At 61.5% G+C, this 21,896-nt stretch carries 20 protein-coding genes; 8 read left to right on the top strand and 12 right to left on the bottom strand.

Translation table 11 applies throughout. The features are described from left to right. Positions 1 to 72: 72 nt before the first annotated feature. Positions 73 to 723 (bottom strand): uracil-DNA glycosylase family protein, encoded by a 651-nt coding sequence (locus tag ACO07N_RS19930; RefSeq protein ID WP_421982699.1) that lies wholly within the window; start codon positions 721 to 723, stop codon positions 73 to 75. Positions 724 to 854: 131 nt separating this feature from the next. Here ACO07N_RS19930 and ACO07N_RS19925 point away from each other — a divergent pair, with 131 nt between their 5' ends. Next, positions 855 to 2,405: a sensor histidine kinase gene (locus ACO07N_RS19925; RefSeq protein ID WP_421982698.1), complete on the top strand. Its 1,551-nt coding sequence runs from the start codon at positions 855 to 857 to the stop codon at positions 2,403 to 2,405. A gap of 2 nt (positions 2,406 to 2,407) precedes the next feature. Here the strand turns inward: ACO07N_RS19925 and cobT are convergent, their stop codons facing one another. Further along, entirely contained in the window at positions 2,408 to 3,430 is a 1,023-nt protein-coding gene (gene cobT, locus ACO07N_RS19920; protein ID WP_421982697.1) for a nicotinate-nucleotide--dimethylbenzimidazole phosphoribosyltransferase, read from the bottom strand. A gap of 105 nt (positions 3,431 to 3,535) precedes the next feature. Here cobT and ACO07N_RS19915 point away from each other — a divergent pair, with 105 nt between their 5' ends. From ACO07N_RS19915 to ACO07N_RS19900, 4 genes are all read left to right on the top strand, one after another. Further along, positions 3,536 to 4,408 (top strand): adenosylcobinamide-GDP ribazoletransferase, encoded by an 873-nt coding sequence (locus ACO07N_RS19915; RefSeq protein ID WP_421982696.1) that lies wholly within the window; start codon positions 3,536 to 3,538, stop codon positions 4,406 to 4,408. 91 nt (positions 4,409 to 4,499) lie between these two features. Beyond that, positions 4,500 to 5,615 (top strand): alpha/beta hydrolase, encoded by a 1,116-nt coding sequence (locus ACO07N_RS19910; RefSeq protein WP_421982695.1) that lies wholly within the window; start codon positions 4,500 to 4,502, stop codon positions 5,613 to 5,615. A gap of 71 nt (positions 5,616 to 5,686) precedes the next feature. After that, positions 5,687 to 5,866 (top strand): DUF1289 domain-containing protein, encoded by a 180-nt coding sequence (locus tag ACO07N_RS19905; RefSeq protein WP_421982694.1) that lies wholly within the window; start codon positions 5,687 to 5,689, stop codon positions 5,864 to 5,866. Next, positions 5,866 to 6,582 carry a retropepsin-like aspartic protease family protein gene (locus ACO07N_RS19900; RefSeq protein WP_421982693.1) on the top strand — a complete coding sequence of 239 codons (717 nt, stop codon included), beginning with the start codon at positions 5,866 to 5,868 and terminating at the stop codon, positions 6,580 to 6,582. The genes ACO07N_RS19905 and ACO07N_RS19900 overlap by 1 nt, the downstream gene beginning before the upstream one ends. Before the next feature lie 12 nt (positions 6,583 to 6,594). On the opposite strand, the gene dusA is transcribed toward ACO07N_RS19900, so the two are convergent. From dusA to ACO07N_RS19880, 4 genes are all read right to left on the bottom strand, one after another. Next, on the bottom strand, positions 6,595 to 7,614 hold the full coding sequence (dusA, locus tag ACO07N_RS19895; RefSeq protein ID WP_421982692.1) for a tRNA dihydrouridine(20/20a) synthase DusA: 1,020 nt from the start codon (positions 7,612 to 7,614) through the stop codon (positions 6,595 to 6,597). A 97-nt stretch (positions 7,615 to 7,711) separates the two neighbouring features. Then, positions 7,712 to 8,776 (bottom strand): TRAP transporter substrate-binding protein, encoded by a 1,065-nt coding sequence (locus ACO07N_RS19890; RefSeq protein WP_421982691.1) that lies wholly within the window; start codon positions 8,774 to 8,776, stop codon positions 7,712 to 7,714. A 16-nt stretch (positions 8,777 to 8,792) separates the two neighbouring features. Continuing rightward, a complete protein-coding gene (locus ACO07N_RS19885) occupies positions 8,793 to 10,349 on the bottom strand; it encodes a TRAP transporter large permease (protein ID WP_421982690.1) in 1,557 nt (518 codons plus the stop codon). Next, positions 10,346 to 10,783 (bottom strand): TRAP transporter small permease subunit, encoded by a 438-nt coding sequence (locus tag ACO07N_RS19880; RefSeq protein ID WP_421982689.1) that lies wholly within the window; start codon positions 10,781 to 10,783, stop codon positions 10,346 to 10,348. Before ACO07N_RS19880 ends, ACO07N_RS19885 begins: the two co-directional genes overlap by 4 nt. Before the next feature lie 269 nt (positions 10,784 to 11,052). Here ACO07N_RS19880 and ACO07N_RS19875 point away from each other — a divergent pair, with 269 nt between their 5' ends. Further along, positions 11,053 to 11,928 (top strand): hypothetical protein, encoded by an 876-nt coding sequence (locus tag ACO07N_RS19875; RefSeq protein WP_421982688.1) that lies wholly within the window; start codon positions 11,053 to 11,055, stop codon positions 11,926 to 11,928. A gap of 45 nt (positions 11,929 to 11,973) precedes the next feature. On the opposite strand, the gene cydX is transcribed toward ACO07N_RS19875, so the two are convergent. The 5 genes from cydX to cydD form a co-directional block, all read right to left on the bottom strand. Continuing rightward, the gene (cydX, locus tag ACO07N_RS19870; RefSeq protein WP_319387106.1) at positions 11,974 to 12,105 is read right to left on the bottom strand and encodes a cytochrome bd-I oxidase subunit CydX; all 132 of its coding nucleotides are present in this window, start codon (positions 12,103 to 12,105) and stop codon (positions 11,974 to 11,976) included. A 12-nt stretch (positions 12,106 to 12,117) separates the two neighbouring features. Further along, positions 12,118 to 13,275 carry a cytochrome d ubiquinol oxidase subunit II gene (gene cydB / locus ACO07N_RS19865; RefSeq protein WP_421982687.1) on the bottom strand — a complete coding sequence of 386 codons (1,158 nt, stop codon included), beginning with the start codon at positions 13,273 to 13,275 and terminating at the stop codon, positions 12,118 to 12,120. A gap of 6 nt (positions 13,276 to 13,281) precedes the next feature. Continuing rightward, complete coding sequence (locus tag ACO07N_RS19860; RefSeq protein WP_421982686.1) at positions 13,282 to 14,889, bottom strand: cytochrome ubiquinol oxidase subunit I; 1,608 nt, start codon at positions 14,887 to 14,889, stop codon at positions 13,282 to 13,284. A 285-nt stretch (positions 14,890 to 15,174) separates the two neighbouring features. Continuing rightward, a complete protein-coding gene (gene cydC / locus ACO07N_RS19855) occupies positions 15,175 to 16,827 on the bottom strand; it encodes a thiol reductant ABC exporter subunit CydC (protein WP_421982685.1) in 1,653 nt (550 codons plus the stop codon). Then, positions 16,824 to 18,539, bottom strand: coding sequence for a thiol reductant ABC exporter subunit CydD (gene cydD, locus ACO07N_RS19850; protein WP_421982684.1), 1,716 nt, complete (start codon positions 18,537 to 18,539; stop codon positions 16,824 to 16,826). The genes cydC and cydD overlap by 4 nt, the downstream gene beginning before the upstream one ends. 324 nt (positions 18,540 to 18,863) lie before the next feature. On the opposite strand from cydD, the gene ACO07N_RS19845 reads away from it, so the two are divergent. After that, positions 18,864 to 19,181, top strand: a complete 318-nt coding sequence (locus tag ACO07N_RS19845) for a hypothetical protein (RefSeq protein WP_421982683.1) — start codon at positions 18,864 to 18,866, stop codon at positions 19,179 to 19,181. Positions 19,182 to 19,228: 47 nt separating this feature from the next. On the opposite strand, the gene ACO07N_RS19840 is transcribed toward ACO07N_RS19845, so the two are convergent. Beyond that, complete coding sequence (locus ACO07N_RS19840; RefSeq protein ID WP_421982682.1) at positions 19,229 to 20,728, bottom strand: CoA-acylating methylmalonate-semialdehyde dehydrogenase; 1,500 nt, start codon at positions 20,726 to 20,728, stop codon at positions 19,229 to 19,231. A 278-nt stretch (positions 20,729 to 21,006) separates the two neighbouring features. Here ACO07N_RS19840 and ACO07N_RS19835 point away from each other — a divergent pair, with 278 nt between their 5' ends. Continuing rightward, positions 21,007 to 21,885, top strand: a complete 879-nt coding sequence (locus tag ACO07N_RS19835) for a LysR family transcriptional regulator (RefSeq protein ID WP_421984460.1) — start codon at positions 21,007 to 21,009, stop codon at positions 21,883 to 21,885. Positions 21,886 to 21,896: the final 11 nt, after the last annotated feature.

Genomic DNA, 21,896 nt, shown 5'->3' with positions numbered 1-21,896 from the left:
AGGCGGATTGACGTATGGAATTTTTCTTAAAGCATGTCAAATCGCAGCGATCTGAGCATTTTATCCTCAACCTTACCGCATTGGAGAGATCAGCCGCGCCACTTCCGCCCTGAGAACGGGCAAAAGATCAGTTTCGAACCACGGGTTCTTTCTGAGCCAGGCATTGTTGCGCCATGACGGGTGCGGCAGCGGCAATACCTTCGGCTTTCCGCTTTCAACCGCAGCGGTGAAATAGTCCTGCCAGGAACCGACGGTTTCCGTGAGGCTTTTCTTGCGCATCGCGCCGAGATGATACGCCTGCGCATATTGTCCGATCACCAGGATCAATTCTATTCTCGGCATTTCGGCAAAGAGGGCATCATGCCAGATGTCTCGGCATTCCTTTCGCGGCGGAAGATCCCCGCCCTTGTCGTCAAGGCCCGGAAAGCAGAATCCCATGGGCACGATGGCGAGCCGATCGGCGTCGTAGAAGATGTCCTCGTCAATTCCCATCCAGTTTCTGAGCCGGTCGCCGGAGGGATCGGTGAACGGCCGGCCGCTTTTGTGTACCCGCGTGCCGGGCGCCTGCCCGCTGATGCACAGACGTGCGCTTGCCGACACCTGCAGGACCGGTCTGGGCTCGTGCGGCAGGGCCTCTCCGAGCGGATCGTCGCTGCATTTCCGGCAGGCACGAATACGTGTGGCGAGATCGTTGAGCGATGAGGAATTATGTTGAAAGGACAAAGAGTTGCACCCTGATACAGCCGGTTAACGCAATGCTTACCACGATCCTGAGGACGATCTTAAGGAATGATGAGTCAGAGTGCATAAACACGCAGCATCACAATAACGATATCAACATTTTCCGGCGTCCCATGAAGTCCCAAGCGTCAGATTCAATTGGCGACACAATCGCGATCAACAGGCGGCGCGCCGAGCGGCGGCGCGAGCTTGCACGCTCGGTACGTGATATCCGCAGCCGCCTTGGCGCGCCTGAAAACCGCCAGTCGACCTTCGAGCACGAGCGCCAGCACCTCTTCGCCGATACGCGCATCAACGCGGCGTTTGCCGCGCCGCTGCTTGCGCTGATCGTGGCGGCGATCTCCTCGCTCTGGGTCAGTCCGCAGTTCATGGGCGCCTGGTTCCTCGTCACGATCTGCACGCACTTCCTGATGGTCGTGATCAGCCACTCCTATGAAAAAGCACCTTCGGACCAGAAAGTGCGGGTTGTCTGGCGCCGCCGGTTCACGGCCGGCGACCTGATCTACGGATGCAGCTGGGCAATGTTCTTCCTGATGCCGGAACGGATCGGGTCCGGAGAAGGCCTGGTCATCTTCCACTTTGCGACGCTCCTGATCGTCATCGCGATGAACACGATGCAGTCGGCCAACCTGCCGAAATGCCTCCTGGCAAGCACGCTGCCGATCACGTTCGTGGTGACCTTCAGTTTCCTGCAGCAGTCCAGTGCCGTTCACTACACGCTCGCGGCCATGGCCATCGGAGCGCAGGGCTTCTTCCTGATCCTGGGCAACCAGCTTCTGAAAAACGCCAACACGATGCTGGAATACCGTGCGGACAAGGATCACCTGATCGCCGAACTTGAAACCGCGAATTCCGTTTCCGACGAAGCACGCCGGCGCGCCGAAGCCGCCAATCTGGCGAAATCCCGGTTCCTGGCGACGATGAGCCACGAGCTGAGAACGCCGCTCAACGCCATCCTCGGGTTTTCCGAAATCATGAAGGACGAGGTTCTGGGTCCCATGACCAACAAGAACTACCGGTCCTACGCGGAAGACATTCACGGGTCAGGCGAACATCTTCTCAATCTCATCAACGAGATACTGGACCTTTCCCGGATCGAGGCGGGCCGTCACGAGTTGCACGAGGAAAGCATCTACCTGCACGACGTGGTTGCCGAATGCGGGACGATGATGAAGGTCCGTGCAAAGGCGAAGTCGATCGCGCTTCATCATGCGCACCAGGCGGATCTGCCACGTGTCTGGGCCGATGAGCGTGCCGTACGGCAGGTCATTCTCAATCTGATGTCGAATGCCGTGAAGTTCACGCCTGTCGGGGGTGAAGTCCGGGTAAATCTGGGACCGACGTCAGATGGCGGACAGTATGTTTCCATTCGCGACAATGGTCCGGGCATTCCCGAAGAGGAAATTCCAACGGTGCTCGAAGCCTTCGGTCAGGGGTCGCATGCGATCAAGAGTGCCGAACAGGGAACCGGTCTCGGTCTGTCCATTGTCCAGGCACTCGTCAGCATGCATGACGGCAAGTTCACCATAAAGTCCAAACTTGGCCAGGGCACGGAAGTGATCGTATCGCTGCCGCCGTCGCGAAACATGAACTACGCGGCCGAGACGAACCAATCCCCGGCTGTTGCAGCCGCGCAGCAAAACAAAACCGCCCGCAGCGCCTGACGTCAGGACTTTCCGGAAACACCCGCGTCAGCAAACGTCGCCATTCCGGAATGCATTTCGGACGCGGCCTTGACCACGCCGGCTGCGAGTGCCGCGCCAGAGCCTTCGCCTAGCCGCATTCCGAAATCGAACAGGGCGTCCTTGCCGAGCCGCTCAAGCACGCGTCCGTGCGCATGCTCCGCGGAGACATGGGCGAACAGGCAATGATCAAGCCCGGAGGGGTTCATCGCGTAGACCACGGCCGCAGCGGCCGTGGTGACAAAGCCGTCAACGATGACGGGAACGCGCTGCAGGCGCGCGGCGATGATCAGGCCCGCCATGGCCGCGATTTCACGGCCACCGACCTTTCTGAGGATCTCGAGCGGATCGGTCTCGCCGTTCAGCCTGGCCACCGCCTTCTCGACGGCCTCGCGCTTGCGGGCAAGACCGTCGTCATCGACACCGGTTCCGCGGCCGATCCAATCGGAAGCCTCCCCCCCGAACAGTCCGTGAAAGACAGCCGCTGCGACCGTGGTGTTGCCGATCCCCATTTCACCGAGGCAGATCAGATCGATCCCACCGGCCAGCGCTTCCATGCCGTAGGCCATGGTCGCGGCGCAGTTGGCCTCGTCCATGGCGTCTTCGCGGGTGATGCTGGGCGTCGGCATGTCGACCGCAAGATCGAATACCTTCAGGCCGATGTCGTTGACCCGGCAGAGCTGGTTGATGGCGGCTCCACCGGCAGCGAAGTTTTCCACCATCTGCTTGTTCACGGCACTTGGAAACGCCGAAACGCCTTCGTCGGCGACCCCGTGCGCGGATGCGAAGATCGCGACCATCGGCCGGGAGACCTTCGGTGGTGTGTTTCCGGACCAGGCGGCCAGCCATTCCGCGATTTCTTCCAAACGTCCGAGAGAACCGGCCGGTTTCGTCAGCTGACTGTCCCTGTCCCTGACCTTCTGCAAGGCCTCCTCGTCCGGACCCGGCATCGACTTGACGAGGTTGCGGATATCATCGAACGGAAGCGCGGTCTCGGATAGGGACATGTTGTTTTTCCCGGTCTGGTTTTTATGGGAGTTCCGATACTTGGTCCTCTCTGGCGGCTGATCTATAACGGCGCGTTGGAAAAACTCAAGCACAGGACCGGCCTGATGAGCTCGGAAACCGACCAATCCTCAGATTCCCGGGAAAAACACGGTCAGAACGGGTCCGCGGCAGCACGTTCGAAACTGTCCCGTTCTCTGGCGATGCTTGCAGCGGACACCGCCGCGTGCGTCCGTTTTTTTTCCCGCCTTCCCCTGCCGAAGGTGACTGACGCCGACAATCCGGCGGCGGCACCGCATTTTCCGCAAATCGCCGGCGCGGCGCCGCTGGCAGGCGTTGTCGTCGCCCTTCCCGCCGCCGGTCTCGGAACGATGCTTGGGTACACCGCCCTGCCCGGTATCGCGGTCGCCGCGCTTGTCCTCGCAGCGTTGTGCGCAACGACGGGGGCCCTGCACGAAGACGGCCTTGGCGATGTCGCCGACGGTTTCTTCGGCGGAACAACGCCCGCCCGCAGGCTCGAGATCATGAAGGACAGCCGCATCGGCGCCTTCGGCGCGCTCGCCCTTGTCCTGACCGTTGTCCTGCGCATCTCCCTGCTGGCGGTTCTGTGGCAAAAATTCAGCCCGGCAGATGCAGCGCTGCTGTTCCTCGGCACCGAAGCCCTCAGCCGCGCGGTCCTTGTGTGGCAATGGTCTCAACGACCGCTGGCGCGACCGGACGGCCTTGCTGCCAGATTTGGCAAGCCGAATGCCGGGACAGCGCGCAAAGCCGCGTTGCTGACGCTTCCCTTTCTCGTCCCCGCTGCACTCCTGCTATCCCCCGTAGCTCTTTTCCTGGGCCTCGTGATCGCGATCGGCACAGGCTTTGCCGTCGGGCACGTTGCGCAGGCGAAGATCGGCGGCGTGACCGGTGACGTTCTCGGCGCCATTCAGCAAATCTGCGGGCTTGGATTCCTGGTCGGGATGCTTATGGTGCCTTGAGCAGGTGTTAGGTGGGCGGCGACACGCGATGATTGATAAAATTCACGATGGTTCTGCAGACGCTTGGGCTCATGCCCTCAGGTCTGTTTTGGTGCTGGCTCTGCTTGTCGTGCTGGCCGGATGCGGAAGCCGCCCGGAATTTGGCGCGCTGGCGCTGACCGAAGTCCCCGCCCAGGGCGCAAAATCCCACGACATCATGGTCGTCACGACGCGCGAGCGCGACAGCCGTCCGGACACGTATTTCAATGGAGAGCGCGGCGAAGGGGTCAGCTACGCGCATGCCACCATCTCCGTGCCGCCGAACCACGAGGTCAGCCAGATCGAATGGCCCGAAAGCCTTCCGGGCAACCCGGCGACCGAGTTCGTCGCCCGGGATGCCGGCTACATTGAGGACCAAAACACCTTCATTCGCCAGATCAACAACCGTCTGGCCAAGATGCCACGCGGGAAACGCGACATCTTCCTGTTCATACACGGATACAACACGCTGTTTCCCGAAGCGCTCTATCGCTTCGTCCAGGTGGTCCACGACGGCGACATTGACGGTGTGCCCGTACTGTTCACCTGGGCGTCGCGCGGGAAACTTCAGGATTATGTCTACGATCTGAACAGTGCCGCAGTCGCTCGGCAATCGCTTGCGGAAACCATGCTGCTGCTTGCCAAGACGAATGCGGACAACATCACCATTCTCGCGCACTCCATGGGCAACTGGCTGCTCATGGAGACGGCCGTCCAGTCCTCAGCGGAGCAGCGCCGGGTGCTGCAGGGCAAGCTGAAGGTGGTAATCCTGGCCGCGCCGGACATTGACATCGATCTCTTCAAGGCGCAGCTCAGGAAACTCGGCAGACCGGCCAATCCGTATGTCGTTGTCGTTTCACGAGATGACCGCGCCCTGCGGCTTTCCAGGGCGATTGCCGGCGGCAAGGAACGGGTCGGGGCGTATTCCAACGACCAGGAACTTGCCGAACTCGGTGCGATCGTGATCGACGTGACGGAGCTTGGGTCCCTTGACTCGGCCAACCACTCGAAGTTTGCCCAGCTCGCGGAACTCAGCCCGGAATTTCGTGCAATGCTCGGGCACTCGAGCCTGAGCACGTCGACAACGGATCTGCAGCGCGGAGCCACGCTGGGAGACAGCCTCGGATCTTTCGTGGGGAACACGGTTGCGCTCCCGATCAATATCGTGACCGCGCCATTTTCCCGCTGAAGACGCATCCTGAGCGTGGATGGACGCTTTTGTGACTTGGCAAAGCCACAATCTGTGGCCATATCGGCATCATGAACTCGCCATGTATCCAACTCTGCCAGATTGACCGGACGACCGGACTGTGCGCCGGCTGTTCGCGTTCCCTCGATGAAATCGCCGGCTGGGCCGGCTACAGCGAGGAACGGCGCGCCGAGATCATGGCCGACCTGCCCGGACGCCGCGCCGCCGAGGGGCAAGAAGGCGGCGAGTAATGAGCAACAAACCGAGACAGTTGCGGGGCTTCGTTGTCGCAGCGCTGGTCGTTATTATGTTCGCGGCCGGGTTCTATTACTTCTTTGGCGATCCCACCGATCCGGAAAACATCAACTTCGATGACAGCGGACCGCGGATCGTCGCGTTGTCCGCCCTCGCCTTCGTCTTCCTGGCGAGCTTCATCTTCGGCCAGCCGAAAATCCGGGAAATCGTGCAGGGCACGCTTTTCTGGGGCGGTCTGTGTGCCCTTCTCGTCGTCGGTTACACCTACCGGACCGATCTCGTCCAGGCCGGTTACCGCGTGCTTGGTGCCCTTGCGCCCGGGCTCGCCGTCACGCAGCCCGACGGGTCGATCCTGATCGTGCGGGATGCGACCGGGCACTTCGTGCTTGATGGCCGGGTCAACGGGACCCGGACCCATTTCCTGCTCGACACCGGCGCCAGTGCCGTTGTTCTGACCTATGAGGATGCCCGCCGCGCCGGTTTTGATCCGGACGGCCTTTCTTTCACCGTGCCCGTCTCCACCGCCAACGGGCGGGCGATGGTCGCCCCCATCCTTATCGAGACAATCACGGTCGGCGATCACAGCCTGCGCAACATCCGCGGCTTTGTGGCGCGTGACGGGGCCTTGAACGGCAGCCTGTTCGGCCTCACTGCGCTGGACAAGCTCAGAAGCTGGCGCATCGAGGGTGATCGCCTGATCATGAATCCGTGATTTTCGGAAGCGCTATTCCGCAGCTTCTGCCGCGTGATCCTCAGGGCTGACCGCGGCCAGCGCTTTCTCGACAACCTCCAGCCCGGCACCGGGCCGGATGGCCTCCACTGTCAGGATCCGGCGCCAGCTGCGCGCGCCTGGACGCCCGTGGAAGAGACCGAGCATGTGGCGCGTCATGTGCGCCAGCCTGACGCCTTTTGAAAGCTGCCCTTCCAGGTAGCCCATATGCGCTCGCACGGCCTCCCAGGGCGACACGTCCAGCGCCGATGCGCCATAGAGCCTGCGGTCGACCTCTCCCAGGATCTGCGGCGTGTGATAGGCCGCGCGCCCGAACATCAATCCATCCAGGGTCTCAAGATAGGGCTCGGCCTCGTCCAGGCTCTGCAAGCCGCCATTCAGGCCGATGAACTTTTCCGGAAAGCGCTGCTTCAGCCGCAGGACGCGGTCATAATCAAGCGGCGGAATATCCCGGTTTTCCTTCGGGCTCAGACCCTTCAGCCAGGCCTTGCGCGCATGCACCCAGAGGGCATCCGCCCCGGCGGCAAAAACCGCATCCGCCATCCGGTCCAGCGCTTCTTCCGGGTCCTGGTCATCGACGCCGATGCGGCACTTCACCGTCACCGGGATATCGACTTCATCCTTCATGGAGGAAACACAGGCGGCGACAAGCTCGGGCTCCTGCATCAGGCAGGCGCCGAAGCGTCCCGATTGCACACGGTCTGACGGACAGCCGACATTGATGTTGACCTCGTCATAGCCGAAATCTGCGGCGATCCTGGCAGACGCTGCCATGTCCTTCGGATCCGAGCCACCAAGCTGGCAGGCGACCGGATGCTCCAGGTCCGAAAACCCGAGCAGATGCTCCCGGTCCCCGTGAATGACCGCTCCCGTCGTCACCATCTCGGTATAGAGCAACGCATGGCGCGACAGCTGCCGGTGAAACGCACGGCAGTGCCTGTCCGTCCACTCCATCATGGGTGCGACGGAAAAGCGCGGCTTGTGGCCGGTATAGAGGCGGTCGGATGTCGTCATGGGCGCCTCCATATCATCAGGGGCGCCTTGACGCAAAGGTCTGGTTTGCATGACCGGTCCGGCGGCGATGCATGGCACCGCCGCCGAATTCAAACGCCTAGACGCGCTGGGTAAACGTCGCGGCCTTGACTTCGATGGCGTAGTCCCTGGCGAGGTCCAGGAAGGCGTCATAGCTCTTCTGGACTTCCGCAAACGCCGGATTGGCGGCTGCGTTCTCGGCCATGACTTCGCCGACCGCGGTCTTCAGGGCCGCGATCACCTCGTCAGGGAATGCGCCGAAGGTGACGCCGTCGGCCTTGAGCTTCTGCATCGCGACCGAGTTGAAGTAGTCAAATTGCGCCGTGGTCTCGACGGAGGTTGCCTCGGCCGCGTTGGCGATCACCGCCTGGAGATGGGCCGGCAGGCTTTCGTAAGCCTCCTTGTTGACGACGATTTCCAGCGCCGCTGACGGCTCGTGGAAAGCGGGCACGTAGCAGTATTTGGCAACCTTCTGCAGACCGAACGCCATGTCGAGCATCGGCCCGACCCACTCCGCAGCGTCGATCGCGCCGGACTGGAAGGACGGGAAGATTTCCGGCGGCGGCAACAGGACCGCGTTGACGCCGAGCTTGCGCATGGCCTCGCCGCCGAGCCCGGCAATGCGCATGTTCAGTCCGGCAAGGTCGTTGAGGCTTTCGATCGGTTTCTTGAACCAGCCGGCGGACTGCACCCCGGAATTTCCGGAATAGAACGGCTTCAGGCCGCGTTCGGCATAGATCCCGTCCCAGAGATCCTGACCGCCGCCGTAGCGAAGCCACGCCGTCGTCTCCACAGCCGTCATGCCGAAAGGCACGGCGGAGAAGAAGTGGAGCGCAGAGTTCTTGGAGGCCGCGTAGTAAGGCGTCGAGTGGCCGATTTCCGCCGTTCCCTGTTCAACGGCGTCTTCCACGCCGAAAGGCGGGACGAGTTCGCCGCCGGAAAAGACCTTGAGCGTCAGCTGGCCGTCGGACATGGCCGCGACGCGCTCGGCAAACGAGGTCACATTCGTGCCGACACCCGGGGCTTTTGCAGGAAAGGATGTGGGAAGTTTCCACTCGACCTTGCCCTGGGCAACGGCCGGTGCCGCCAGCACGGCGGCGGGTGCGGCGACCGCACCGGCTTTCAGAAATTCCCGTCTTTTCATCACCAGACTCCTCTCATCAAAACAAAACTTCGGGCAACCATGTCGCAAGAGCGGGGAAGATTGCAACAAGGCCGAGTGCCGCGAGCTGGATTGCCACGAATGGTATCACGGCGACATAGATTTGCGACGTTCGAATCTCGGCCGGCGCAACCGAGCGGAAATAGAAAAGCGCAAACCCGAAAGGCGGCGTCAGGAAGGACGTCTGCAGGTTCAGCGCAATCAGGACCGCAAACCAGACAGGGCTGATATCGGTCTGCAGAATGATCGGCCCGACGATCGGCACCACGATGAAGATGATCTCAACGAATTCGAGGATGAATCCGAGAAGAAAGATCACCAGCATGGTCAACAGCAGCATGCCGTAAGCGCCGCCGGGCAGCGACTGGAGCAGTTCAGCAACATGCTCGTCGCCGTCGAAGCCGCGGAAGACCAGCGACAGAATGCTGGCGGCAATCACGATGCCGAAGATCATTCCCGTGATCGTGACGGTCTCGCGTAGCGCGGATGCGAGCACGCCATTTCGCAGGAGCGACGCGGACACGGCAAGCATCAGGCCCAGCGCGGCAGCGGTCGCGGCAACGGAGATCGCGGATTTGAACGTCCAGCTGATGCGTCCGTCGGCAAAGTCGAGGCCGAGAATACCGGCCTGACGGAGCACGAGCAGCGCAACGGCCAGAAGAGCGCAGAAGAGCGCCGGGCGGGCAATCGTCCTGCCCTGCCCTGCGGCGGCAATCAGCAACGCGCCGGCAACACCCACGCTCGCCGCTTCCGTCGGAGTCGCGACACCGATCAGAATGCTGCCGAGGACGGCGACGATCAGGCCGAGCGTCGGCGCAATGGCAGCCGTCAGCTGTCCGGCGGAGACGGTCTCCCGGTCCGCTTTCTGCCCTGCTTCCTTGTCGCCGCGGCTCAGGCGGAACACGACGTACCCGGCATAGAGCGCAACGAGCAGGAGCCCGGGCAGCAGGGCGCCGGCGAAAAGATCGCCGACCGTGACCGGGTCGGGTGCGAAGTTTCCGGCTTCCTGCTGTGCCTCGAAATAGGCATTGGAGATCTGGTCACCCAGCAGGATCAGCACGATCGAGGGCGGAATGATCTGTCCCAGCGTGCCGCTTGCACAGATCAGCCCGCTGCTCATGTGCCTGTCGACACCTGCTTTCAGGAGGGCCGGAAGCATGATCGATCCCAGCATGACGATGGTCGCGCCGATGATACCGGTGGACGCGGCGATCAGGGCGCTGACCAGAACGACGGAAAGCGCCAGCGCCGACTGGTTTCCGCCCAGCGCCGCACTGAGGCTCTTGAGCATCCGCTCCGCCTGCTGCGATTTTTCCAGAAGCAGTCCCATCAGCACGAACAGGGGCACCGCCAGCAGCAGCGGGTTGGTCATGATGCCGAATATCCGCTGCGGAACGGCCTGGAAGAAAACCAGGTCGAAGTCGCCGAGGGATGTGGCCAGGAGCGCAACAAGCGTCGGAGCGCCTGCAATGGCCAGCAGCACCGGGACACCGGAGAGAATGCAGGCAAAGACGGCGAGTGCCATCACGAGCAGCCAGACGATTTCGATGCTCATGACACCTTCCGCCGAAAGAACCCGATGACCCGTGAAACAGTCAGCCAGACCACCAGTGCCGGCAGGATCACAAGGCAGGTCTTGACGAGGAATAGGCCCGGCAGTCCGCCGGTTTCAGGCGAGCCCTCGAAAATTGCCCAGGAGCTGCGCACAAGAGGATAGGCCATCCAGAGCATGATGACGAAGACCGGCAAAGCCAGGGCCATGTCACCCAGCCAGTCGATCCGCCGGTTGGCCGCCTCGGTGAGTCTTTGCCGGAAAACGTCGACGCGGACATGCTTGTCCGCCTCGAACGACACGGCGACGGAAAGGGCCACCAGCGAGGCGAATGCATAGTTGACCGCATCCTGAATTTCCAGAAAGCCGAAGCCCAGAAGGTAGCGCATCAGGACCATGGAAAGCTGGCCCAGAAAGACGATCACGGCAAGCAGCATGCAGATCCGTCTTACGCCCGAAAACACCGCTCTTATCAAATGTCTCCATCCTGCCAATGCTGCGTGTGGAGCAGCTTCCGTGTTGCGGCCCGCCCTACCGGGCGGCCTCAACTTATTCAGCGTCCGGGGCTTTGTATAGAGACAACTGCCACGCGGTGTCAGCGGGTTGGCGAACCGTCCCTCAGGTTGACCGGTCGCAGCTTTCACAGCACGATAATTCCGCCTGTCTTTCTCGCGCCCGTTCATTCGGGCAAACTGGAGATCTGTCCATGCGGATCGGTATCGAAATCCTTGTTGTTGCATGTCTTGCAAGCTTTGCTGCAAGCGCGCAAGAGGCCCCCGCGCCCTTCGCTTCGTTCGACAAGGCCGGACCAGAAGTCCTGAACGATCCCCATGACCTGGCCTTCGGGCCGGACGGACGCCTCTATGTCGCGGACAAGTTCGGAAACCGGATCGCCGTCGTTGACCCGGACACGCTGGATGTCGTGGAAAGCCTGAGCGCGGGAAAGTTGCCCGGCGCGCATGACATCTCCTTCGGCCCCGGCGGCGAGGTCGCTGTCGCGGTGACGGGATTTGGCAGCGTGTTCGTCTTCAGCGGTATCGAGACGCTTGATGGTGAACCCTCTGCGACGCTGGCCGCCCCCAGGACCGAGGGCGCGCTTGCCCACAGCAACGGCCGCATTTATGCGATGGCAGGCGGGACCGGACTTCTGATCGCCTACGAGAATGGTGAAGCGGTCGCAAGCGCCGGTTCGCACCCGGGCGCGCACGATGTCGCCGAAGGTCCTGACGGCTCCGTCTGGGTGGCCGACAATTTCAACCGGCGGCTTGTGCGGTACTCGCCAAGCCTTGAAAAACTGCAGACGGTCGAAGGACCGCAATTCGGGTTTTACGGACCGCGCTATCTCGACATCGACAGTTTCGGCAGACTTGTCGTCGCGGACCAGGACGCGCACCGCATCCTAATGATCGATCCGGATACGGAAGACGGCGCCGTTCTCGTCGGTGTTCTGGGAACCGGAACGCCCGGAAAGGGACCCAACCTCTTCGACGATCCCGAAGGTGTCGCCATCCGGGGCAACGAGTATTACTTCTCCGACAGCGACAACAACAGGATTGTCCGCTACACGGTCGCGATCAACTAATCCGACAGGCAACGGCCGGGTACTGCGTCCCGGCCGAAATCCCCATCACGGGCGATGAAAGCGCTGACGCTCTTCTTCCCTGCGCTCGTCGTCGGAACGCAGTTCCAGCCACATGGCATTCAGAATCGCCAGGCAGCACGCCAGCGGCATTCCGAGGATCCAGGCAAAATACCACATCTTGTCGTCTCCTCAATAAGCCGTGTGGTTGTCGCGCTCGATGGTTTCCTCATCCACCTTGCCCCAGAGCACCTTGTAGACCCAGGCGGTGTAGACAAGGATGATCGGCAGGAAGATGACGGTCGCCACCAGCATGTTGAACAGGGTCCGGTGCGTCGAGGACGCGTCCCAGACGGTCAGGCTCGCCTCCGGCTGCACCGAAGACGGCAGAATGAACGGAAACATGGAAATGCCGACCGTCGCGATGATCCCGACAATCGCCGACTTCGAAAAGGCGAAGATGAGCATCTCCATTCTCGTCTGAAGCAGCAGCAGCGTTCCGAGCAATCCGAAGAAGCCCAGGCCAGGCACGATCCAGAGCAACGGATAAGCGGCATAATTCGCCATCCAGGCACCGTCCTCGATCGCCGCGGTCTTGGCCAGCGGGTTCGCCTGCATGTTCGGATCGACGTCCGACGTGATCCGGAACCCGTCGACATACCCGCTTGCAACGAGATAGCCGCCAAGCGCGAACAGGGCGATGCCAAGCAGCGCGGCAATCGTGCCGTACCGGCGGGACCTCGTTGCGATTTCTCCGGTCGTGCGCATGACCAGCCAAACGGCGCCATGCATCACCAGCATGGCGACGGAGAGCAGTCCGCACAGCAACGAGAACGGAGAGAAAAGGCCGAAGAACGATCCCTCGTAGGTCATCCTGAGGTCGTTATCGAGCGAGAACGGCACGCCCAGCAGCACGTTGCCGACCGCGACACCGAACACCAGAGCCGGCACGAAGGATCCGACAAAGAGTGCCCAATCCCAGCTGTTGCGCCAGGACGGATCGGGCCGTTTCGACCTGTATTTGAAGGCGACCGGCCGCAGGATCATCGCGGCAAGCACCACGAACATGGCAAGATAGAAACCGGAGAAACTGATCGCGTAGAGCGGCGGCCAGGCGGCGAAGATCGCCCCTCCCCCAAGAATGAACCAGACCTGGTTGCCTTCCCATGTCGGGCCGATGGTATTGATCACCACGCGGCGTTCGATGTCGGTTTCGGCAATGAACGGCAGCAGCGCGCCGACGCCCATGTCGAAACCGTCGGTGACCGCGAAGCCGATCAGGAGGATGCCGAGCAGGACCCACCAGATCACTTTCAGTGTCGAATAGTCGATCATTTCATAAAGGATCATGGCCGGTTACTCCGCAGGAACAGGGGCTGCGCCGGAAACCGGCTGTGCGCTTGCAGGCGGCGGCGCGGTCCCGGCAGGTTCGCCGTCGTCCGGACCGATCCGGATGTACTTGATCATCAGGGCGATCTCGATCACCAGCAGCGTGCTGTAGAGGATCACGAAGCCTGCCAGCGTCAACAGAACCTCGGTGACCGACAGGCTGGAAACCGCAGCGGAGGTCGGCAGCATACTTTCGATGATCCACGGCTGGCGACCGTACTCGGCTACGAACCATCCCATCTCGCAGGCGATCCACGGAAGCGGGATCGACCATACGGCGACATGAAGCAGCCACCGGTGCCTTTCGCGCAGGAGATCCAGCTTTCCCGATGAGGAATAGTAGAAGAAGACAGTGGTCAGCAGGATGAAGAAGAAGCCGCATGCCACCATGATCCGGAAGGCGTAGAACATCGGCCAGACGTTCGGCACGGTGGACCAGGCTGCCTCCTCGATCTGCTCGGTGGTCGCTTCCATCGGATTGTCCGTATAGGGCAGCAACAGGTAGGCATAGCCGAGCGAGCTGGCGTTGTAGCTGAAGGTTTCGCGAACCTCTTCCGACACCGTCTCCGGGTTCTCCCGGATCTTCTGCAGGGCATCCCAGGCAATGGCGCCCTGACGGATGCGGTCCTTGGAACGGTCGACGAGTTCATTGATGCCCGGGATCACGGTGTCCAGCGACCGGGTCGCGATCAGACCCATGACATAGGGTACCTCGATCGCGAAGATGTTCTCCCGTTTTTCCATGTCCGGCCACGCGACGACGTTGAAGGCCGCGGGCGCCGGTTCGGTCTCCCACATGGCCTCGATCGTTGCGAGCTTCATCTTCTGGTTCAGGTTGGCCTCGTAGCCGCTTTCATCGCCGAGCACGACGACAGACAGTGCCGAGGCAAAACCGAAGGCGGACGCGATCGCCATGGACCGCTTGGCGATCTGGAGATGCCTGCCCTGAAGCATGTACCAGGCGGAAATGCCCAGCATGAAGAGCGCGGCCGTGACATACCCGGCCGAAACCGTGTGCACGAACTTTGCCTGCGCAACCGGGTTGAACAGCACGTCGAAGAAACTGCTGACTTCCATGCGCATGGTGTCCGGATTGAAGATGGCCCCGACCGGGTTCTGCATCCAGCCGTTGGCGATCAGGATCCAGAGCGCGGAGAAGTTGGTCCCGAGCGCGAGCGCCCAGGTCGCTGCCAGGTGCTGGCGCCTGGTGAGCTTGTCCCAGCCGAAGAAGAACAGGCCGACAAACGTGGCTTCGAGGAAGAAGGCCATCAGGCCTTCGATGGCCAGCGGTGCGCCGAAGACATCGCCTACATACTGGCTGAAATAGGCCCAGTTCATGCCGAACTGGAATTCCATCGTAAGGCCGGTGGCGACACCGAGAACGAAATTGATCCCGAACAGCGTTCCCCAGAACTTGACCATGCGTTTCCAGATCTCGCGGCCGGTCATGACGTAGACCGTCTCCATGGTCGCAAGCAGAATGGACAATCCGATGGTCAAAGGCACAAACAGGAAGTGATACAGCGCTGTCATGGCAAATTGCAGCCGGGACAGATCGACGACACTCAGTTCCATTGCATTCCCCCTTTTCAAACCCTCAGGGTCTGAACCTCAAGTCAGGGCTGCTCTCAACCGACATGATGCAACTCGGCGCACGCATCGCCGTACAAAATGCTTGTCTTTTCCCGTCAAAAAAACAGTTAAGAGCAATAGGCTACCGAGTCCGGATGGTGGCTCAGGCCAGCAGAGAGGTCAATGCGACAAGTCGTAATGGACAACCACAAATCGCAGAAAAACCGGGCGTCACCTTTGAAAAAAACGATCCTTCGCTGCCGGGCTTTCCGGTCAGCCGGGCATTTTTTACAGGTATATCACACAATCGGCGGCTTCCAGTTCCCGCTTCTTGTGGGCAATCATCAGGACAGCCGATGAGCCCCTGTATTCCAGGAACCTGTCGAGAACATCCCCGGCCGTCCTGTCATCGAGCCCCTCTGTCATTTCATCGAGCACGAATAGCGCAGGCCGCGTGAGGAATGCGCGCGCGAGCGCTAGTCGCCGATGCTCCCCGCCGGACAGCCCCAACCCGCCTTCTCCGAGAACGGCCGCCAGACCTTCTTTACCCGTTGCGATGCGTTCTGAGAGCGCTGCCCGCTCCAGCGCCTGCCAGAGATCCGCCTCGCTTGCCTGCGGATCAGCCACGCGCAGATTTGCAGCGAGCGTGTCATTGAAGAGGTATGGACGCTGACCAACGACCGTGATCGACCTGCGAAGCGCGTCTTCCGGATAGTCTTCAACCGGGCGCCCGTTCAATAGGACCCGGCCATTCCGCGCATGGATCAACCGGGCGGTGAGCGCGGCAATCGTGCTTTTGCCGCAGCCGCTGCGCCCGGCAACGGCAACAATCTCGCCGGGGCCGATGTCGAAGGACACGGCGTCCAACACATCCTTGACGGCGCCTTCATAGCTGAACGAAACCCTTTCAAAACGCAGGACGCCCGCAGCGCCGGAAGGCTGTTCTTCCGTTTCGGAACGGTCCGTGCGTGTCTCGTTGCTTCTGGCAGAGGCCTCACCTGCCGCGATCGTGCGCCGGGCAGCCAATGATGTCCGGGGCAGATTTTCAAGTCCGGCAAGCAGCATCGAGATGATGTCCGGAAGCGCGGTCACGACGAGCACGAGGCCCACGGCAAAGGCAAGGCCGATGGTCCCGCCTGCGACACCGAAGGCGCACGCGAGCAGCATCGCCGCCAGAAACATCTGCCCGATAAGATTCGAGACGGCGGATGTCGCTGCGGCCCGTCTTTCGAGACGGTCCTCGGCCTGCTGCAGCCGGTGTCCGGCATGTGCAACGTTTTCCGCCGCGGCGTCGAGGCCGCCGTAGATGGCAAGATCGCGCCGGCCCGCCGCCAGATCCGCCGCTCGAAGCCGCATCGCCTCAGACGCGGCGTCCGCGCGGCGCGCGGAAGTCTTGTCGGTGCGAGCAAGCGAACGGAGGATCAGCAACGTCCACGCCAGGACAAACACGAAGCCTGCCAGGAATACGGGTACCGATACACTGGACCAGAACAGGAGAAGACACGCGAAGATGGTCAGCGCCAGGGCACCGGGCACGACGAGACGCAGGTAAATCGCATCGAGTGCGGCAATGTCAGCAGTCAATCGGTTGAGCAGCAGGCCGGACCGGCGCCCGTCGCGCGCATTTTCCGAGCACAGTGCAAACAGCCGGTCGCGAAGATCCCCGAGGAAGCGAAAGGTCGCATCATGCGTGAGCAACCGCTCGCCATAGCGTCCCGCGGTGCGGATGATGGCCAAGGCCCGGATGATGGCGCTCGGTGCGAAGATGTTGAGGAACGCCCCGCTCAGCCCGGCAATCGCTGCAGCAGTGATGAACCATCCGGAGACGCCGAGCAGAAGGATCCCGGCAACGGCGGGCAAAAGGGCCACCAGGATGCCGAGCCAGAAGTGAAGACGATCAAAGGAGCGCTGGCGCTTCACGATTTGCCATATCGCCGTCATGTCGCCGGCTCCGGTGCGTACGTCTCGAGACAGTCAAGATCAAGCACACGGCCCGGTAACTTCAGGACGGCGGCATCGTGTGAGGCAACAAGAGTTGTCCTGCCCTTCGCCAGTTGTTCCAACCCCCTCACGACATCAGCGGCCGTGTCGGCGTCAAGGCCGGCGGTCGGTTCGTCGGCGATTAGCAGGGCAGCGTCTCCGCGCAAGGCCGCACGTGCCAGTGCGATCCGGCGTATTTCGCCGACGGACAGACCGAAGCCATCTTCGCCGATCCGCGTGGAGAGCCCCTGCGGCAGGCGCTCGACGAGTTCCGCGGCGCCCGCGAGATGCAGCGCCTTCCAGATCTCGTCCGGGGAGATGAGGTTCGCCCGCGGATGCCCTTTCAGGAGATTCGACTTGAGACTGCCGTGAAACAGTCTGGGCGCCTGGCCCAGCCACATGACGTTCGCCCGCAGGTCTTTCGCCATACCTCGAACATCGGTCCCGTTCAGCAGCACCTGCCCGGCATCCGGTGTCCGGAATCCAAGCATACAATCCAGGAGTGTGGACTTTCCACGTCCGCTTCTGCCGGTGAGCAAAAGGGTCTCTCCCGGCGCCACCTTCAACGAGAACCGTTCAAAAACCGGTCTGCCCGACAGCGTGATCGCCAGGTCCAAGACCAAAATGCCCGGCGGCCCGGCGAGGCACCGGGCTTCCTGCGCCGCGCTGTTTTCCGCGAAGCTGCCGTTTTCTTTCAAAGTGTCCCGTTTTCCGGTCCGCATGTCCTGAAGAAGCTCAGAAAGCTTGCGGGATGCCGCGATGCCCGCTGCGCGGTCGTGATAGGCCGCGGAAAAGGCGCGCAAGGGTGCAAAGAACTCGGGCGCGAGCAGAAGAACAAACAGTCCGGCGGCGTAGCCAAGCGGGACACCCCAGGTTCCGATGTCCAGATCGCCCAACAGCGTGAAACCCACATAAACCGCAGAAAAGGCAATGCCGAGCGCGGAAAAGAGTTCCAGGACGGTCGACGACAGGAAGGCCACCTTCAGGACCTTCATCGTGCCGAGCCGGAAGCGTTCACCTGCAACATGAATATCCGCCCTGGTGCGGTCGAGTGCACCGAAAACCGTGAGTGTCTCCAAACCCTTGATCCGGTCGAGTAACATGCCGCTGAGACGCGTCAATTCCTCCTGCTGGTCCTCGTTCGCGGCCTTTGCCCGAGATCCGATCAGCGCCATGAAAACCGGGATTACGGGACCGCAGACAAGCAGGATCAAGGCTGCGAGCCAGCTGAACCATGCGGTGACCAGAACGATGCAGATCGGCACCAGTTTGAGCCGCATGTATTGCGGCATGAAATTCCGGTAGTATGGCCCCAGCAGATCCACCTGATCGACGACATGCGCGGCAAAGGCCCCGGATGAGGGAAAGCTTTCAGAGGGCGAACGCCTTGCGGCGGCATGAAGCAATGCCGACCTGGCCCTTTCCTGTATCTGCCGCGCGGCACGCCGCGCCGTGTCCTGAGCATGGTATTGCAGAAAAACGCGAACAAAGGCAATCAGGACAACCATGGCCGCCGCCGTCAGGAGAACAGGTGCCAGCTGGGTTTGCGTGCCGTCCGTCCCGGAACCGGCCGCTTGCGACAGCACCGCTCCCAGCGACCAGGCTAGGAACCCGGCCTGCGGCACCCACAGGAGATCCGCGAGCGCCTGAACCAAGCCTGCCCGGCTCAGCATCTTCCCGTCGCAATCGTCCGGGCCTCCGATCTCAGGAGCGTTTTTCGCGTTTCTTCCCAAACCCCGTCCCAGCGCCCTTCATGTCCGTCAAAACCGGTCCAGCCGATCTATAAGGGAGCAGCCTCTCCACAAATCACGCACAATTGCAAACGTCGTCTTCCTGCATTTCCTTACAACGCCCCTTCCCGTTTCGCCACAATGGGCTGGAGGAAACTCTCGGGACTTTTTGGCGCACGGACGCCGGCAATGTGCTGACGGGATGCTGTCAGGAGGCCTGTGCGATGCTCGCGCACATTGAAATCGCGAAACCTGACGGAGAACACCATGACAGACCCCTGCCTCGAACTCGTTGTCTTCAAGATAAAGGACAAGGAGAAAGCCCGATTGGCCCGCCGTGCGGCGCAGGATATTGCAAGGCAATTTGAAGGCTTTGTCTCCTGGACCGCCTATGAATCCCTGACAGACGAAAACATGTTTGCCGATGTCGTTTTCTGGAAGGATCTGGACTGCGCCAAGGCAGCATCGGAAAAGATCATGAGCGATCAGACCTTCGCGGCGCTCCTTGCGGAAATCGACGGCGTTGTCACCATGTCACACTACGCACCCGACCGTGCCGTGGAGGCGCCGGCCGTTGCCGCATAAAAAAACGGCGCCACCGGCGCCGTTTTCACTGCAGCATCTAAAATGACTTACTTCATTGTCGGAATGACGAACTCCGCTCCGTCTTTCAGACCCGAAGGCCAGCGGGAGGTCACGGTCTTGGTACGGGTGTAAAACTTGAACCCGTCCGGACCGTGCTGGTTCAGATCACCGAAGCCGGACTTCTTCCAGCCGCCAAACGTGTGATAGGCGAGCGGCACGGGGATCGGAACGTTGATGCCGACCATGCCAATGTTGATGCGGGACGCGAAATCGCGTGCCGTATCACCGTCACGGGTGAAGATGGCGGTGCCGTTGCCGTATTCGTGGCTGAGCGGCAGATCGAGAGCTTCCTCGTAGCTTTCGGCGCGGACGACCGACAGAACCGGGCCGAAGATCTCGGTCTTGTAGATGTCCATCTCCTTGGTCACGTTGTCGAATAGACAGCCGCCCATGAAGAACCCGTTCTCATAGCCCTGCATAGAGAAATCGCGGCCGTCCACGACAAGGTTCGCGCCTTCCTTGACGCCCTGGTCGACCAGACCGCGCACACGCCCGAGTGCTTCCTTGGTTACAAGCGGACCGAAGTCGACATCGTCACCTGCCGTGTAGGGGCCGATCTTCAGGGCTTCGACCTTCGGCGCCAGTTTCTCGATCAGTGCGTTGGCAGTGGTCTCGCCGACGGGAACCGCGACGGAGACAGCCATGCAGCGCTCCCCGGCTGCACCGTAACCGGCACCGACGAGCGCGTCGGCAGCCTGATCCAGATCGGCATCCGGCATGATGATCATGTGGTTCTTGGCGCCGCCGAAACACTGGGCGCGCTTTCCGTTCGCCGTTGCCCGGGAGTAGACATACTGCGCGATCGGCGTCGACCCGACAAATCCGACGGCCTGGATGGTTTCGTCGTCACAGATTGCGTCAACGGCGCTCTTGTCACCATTGACCACGTTCAGCACACCGGCCGGCAGACCGGCTTCGATCATGAGCTCGGCGAGCATGATCGGCACGGACGGATCGCGTTCGGACGGCTTCAGAATGAAGGCGTTGCCGCAGGAGATCGCCGGGCAGAATTTCCACATCGGGATCATGGCCGGGAAGTTGAACGGCGTGATACCGGCAACGACACCCAGGGGCTGGCGCATGGAGTACATGTCGATGCCCGGTCCCGCCCCTTCGGTGTACTCACCTTTCAGCAGGTGCGGAGCACCGATGCAGAATTCGGCCACTTCCAGGCCGCGAATGATGTCGCCCTTGGCGTCGGGAAGCGTCTTGCCGTGCTCACGCGAGAGTGCTTCGGCCAGCTTGTCCATGTCCCGGTTCAGGAGGTCGACAAACTTCATCATGACGCGGGCGCGGCGCTGCGGGTTGGTGGCGGCCCAGCCAAGCTGCGCTTCTGCGGCGTTGGCGACAGCGGCGTCGATCTCGGCCTGGCTTGCGAGCGCGACCTGCGCCTGAACTTCGCCGGTGGCCGGATTGTAGACGTCGGTATAGCGGCCGGACGTGCCTTCGACATGCCTGCCGTCGATAAAGTGACCGATTTTCTGCATTTCAATCTCTCCCAATCAACCGCAGCCGGTTTGACGGCACGGTGTTGTGTCCACTCCGATTGCGCTCTTTGTCGCTTTTATTTTTGTTGCAAACAAGACCCAGTTTTCCGGATCTGTTGTGCATTTTTTAAAGCTATGGCATTCAGATGCCAGAGTTGCTCCAGCCGTCCGCGTCCCTTCCGACGCACGTTGGAGGCGCGTTGAAAACAGACAATACGGCGCGGTTCACCGGGTCAAGCCCGCTGGTGCGGCAGGGCAGCGAGATTGGAGCGGACGTCATGAACTGGGATGACATCAGAATATTCCTGTCGATTGCCCGTACCGGGCAGATCCTGGCCGCGGCCAAGCGCCTTGGCGTAAACCACGCAACGGTCGCAAGGCGCCTCACCTCCCTCGAAGAGAGCCTGGGCACCAGGCTGTTTGACCGGTCGACGTCCGGGTGTCTCCTGACCGAGGCAGGCAGCCGTTTTTTCGAGCGCGCGGAACGGATGGAAGCGGAAGCGGTTGCCGCGGAGGCGGATCTCGGAGGTGATACGCCGGAAATCGCCGGTACCGTCCGCATCGGTGCTCCCGACGGCTTCGGCGTCGCCTATCTCGCCCCCAGGCTCGGCAAGCTGACCGCCAGGCACCCCGGCCTGACCGTGCAGCTTGTTCCGGTCGCCCGTTCCTTTTCCCTGTCACGCCGCGAGGCAGATATCGCCGTTACGATCGACCGGCCCGAAACCGGCCGCCTGGTCGCGGGCAAGCTGGTTGATTATGCCCTGGGTCTCTATGCCTCGAAATCCTACCTGAACCAACGCGGCACGCCTGCCTCTGCAGGCGATCTTAGCGGACACGATCTTATCGGCTACGTGGAAGATCTCCTTTACTCGCCGCAGCTGAACTACGGGACTGAATTCAGCAGGGACTGGACGGCGCGCTTCGAAATCGCGTCCGCGCTCGGACAGACGGAGGCCGTCCGCGGCGGTGCCGGCATCGGCATCCTGCACGATTTTATCGCGCGCGAAGACCCGGATCTCGTCTCGGTTCTTCCCGCCATGAAATTACGCCGTGCCTATTGGATGGTCACGCATGAAAGTTCCCGTCCGCTTCGCCACGTCGCCGCCGTCCAGGATTTCCTGCGCGATCAGGTCGCACGCGACAGGGTGCTCTTCTGAAGCCTTTCTTC

The organism is Roseibium sp. (assembly GCF_965229775.1).
Lineage (GTDB): Bacteria > Pseudomonadota > Alphaproteobacteria > Rhizobiales > Stappiaceae > Roseibium.
This window is presented reverse-complemented; position numbering and strand designations above follow the sequence as displayed.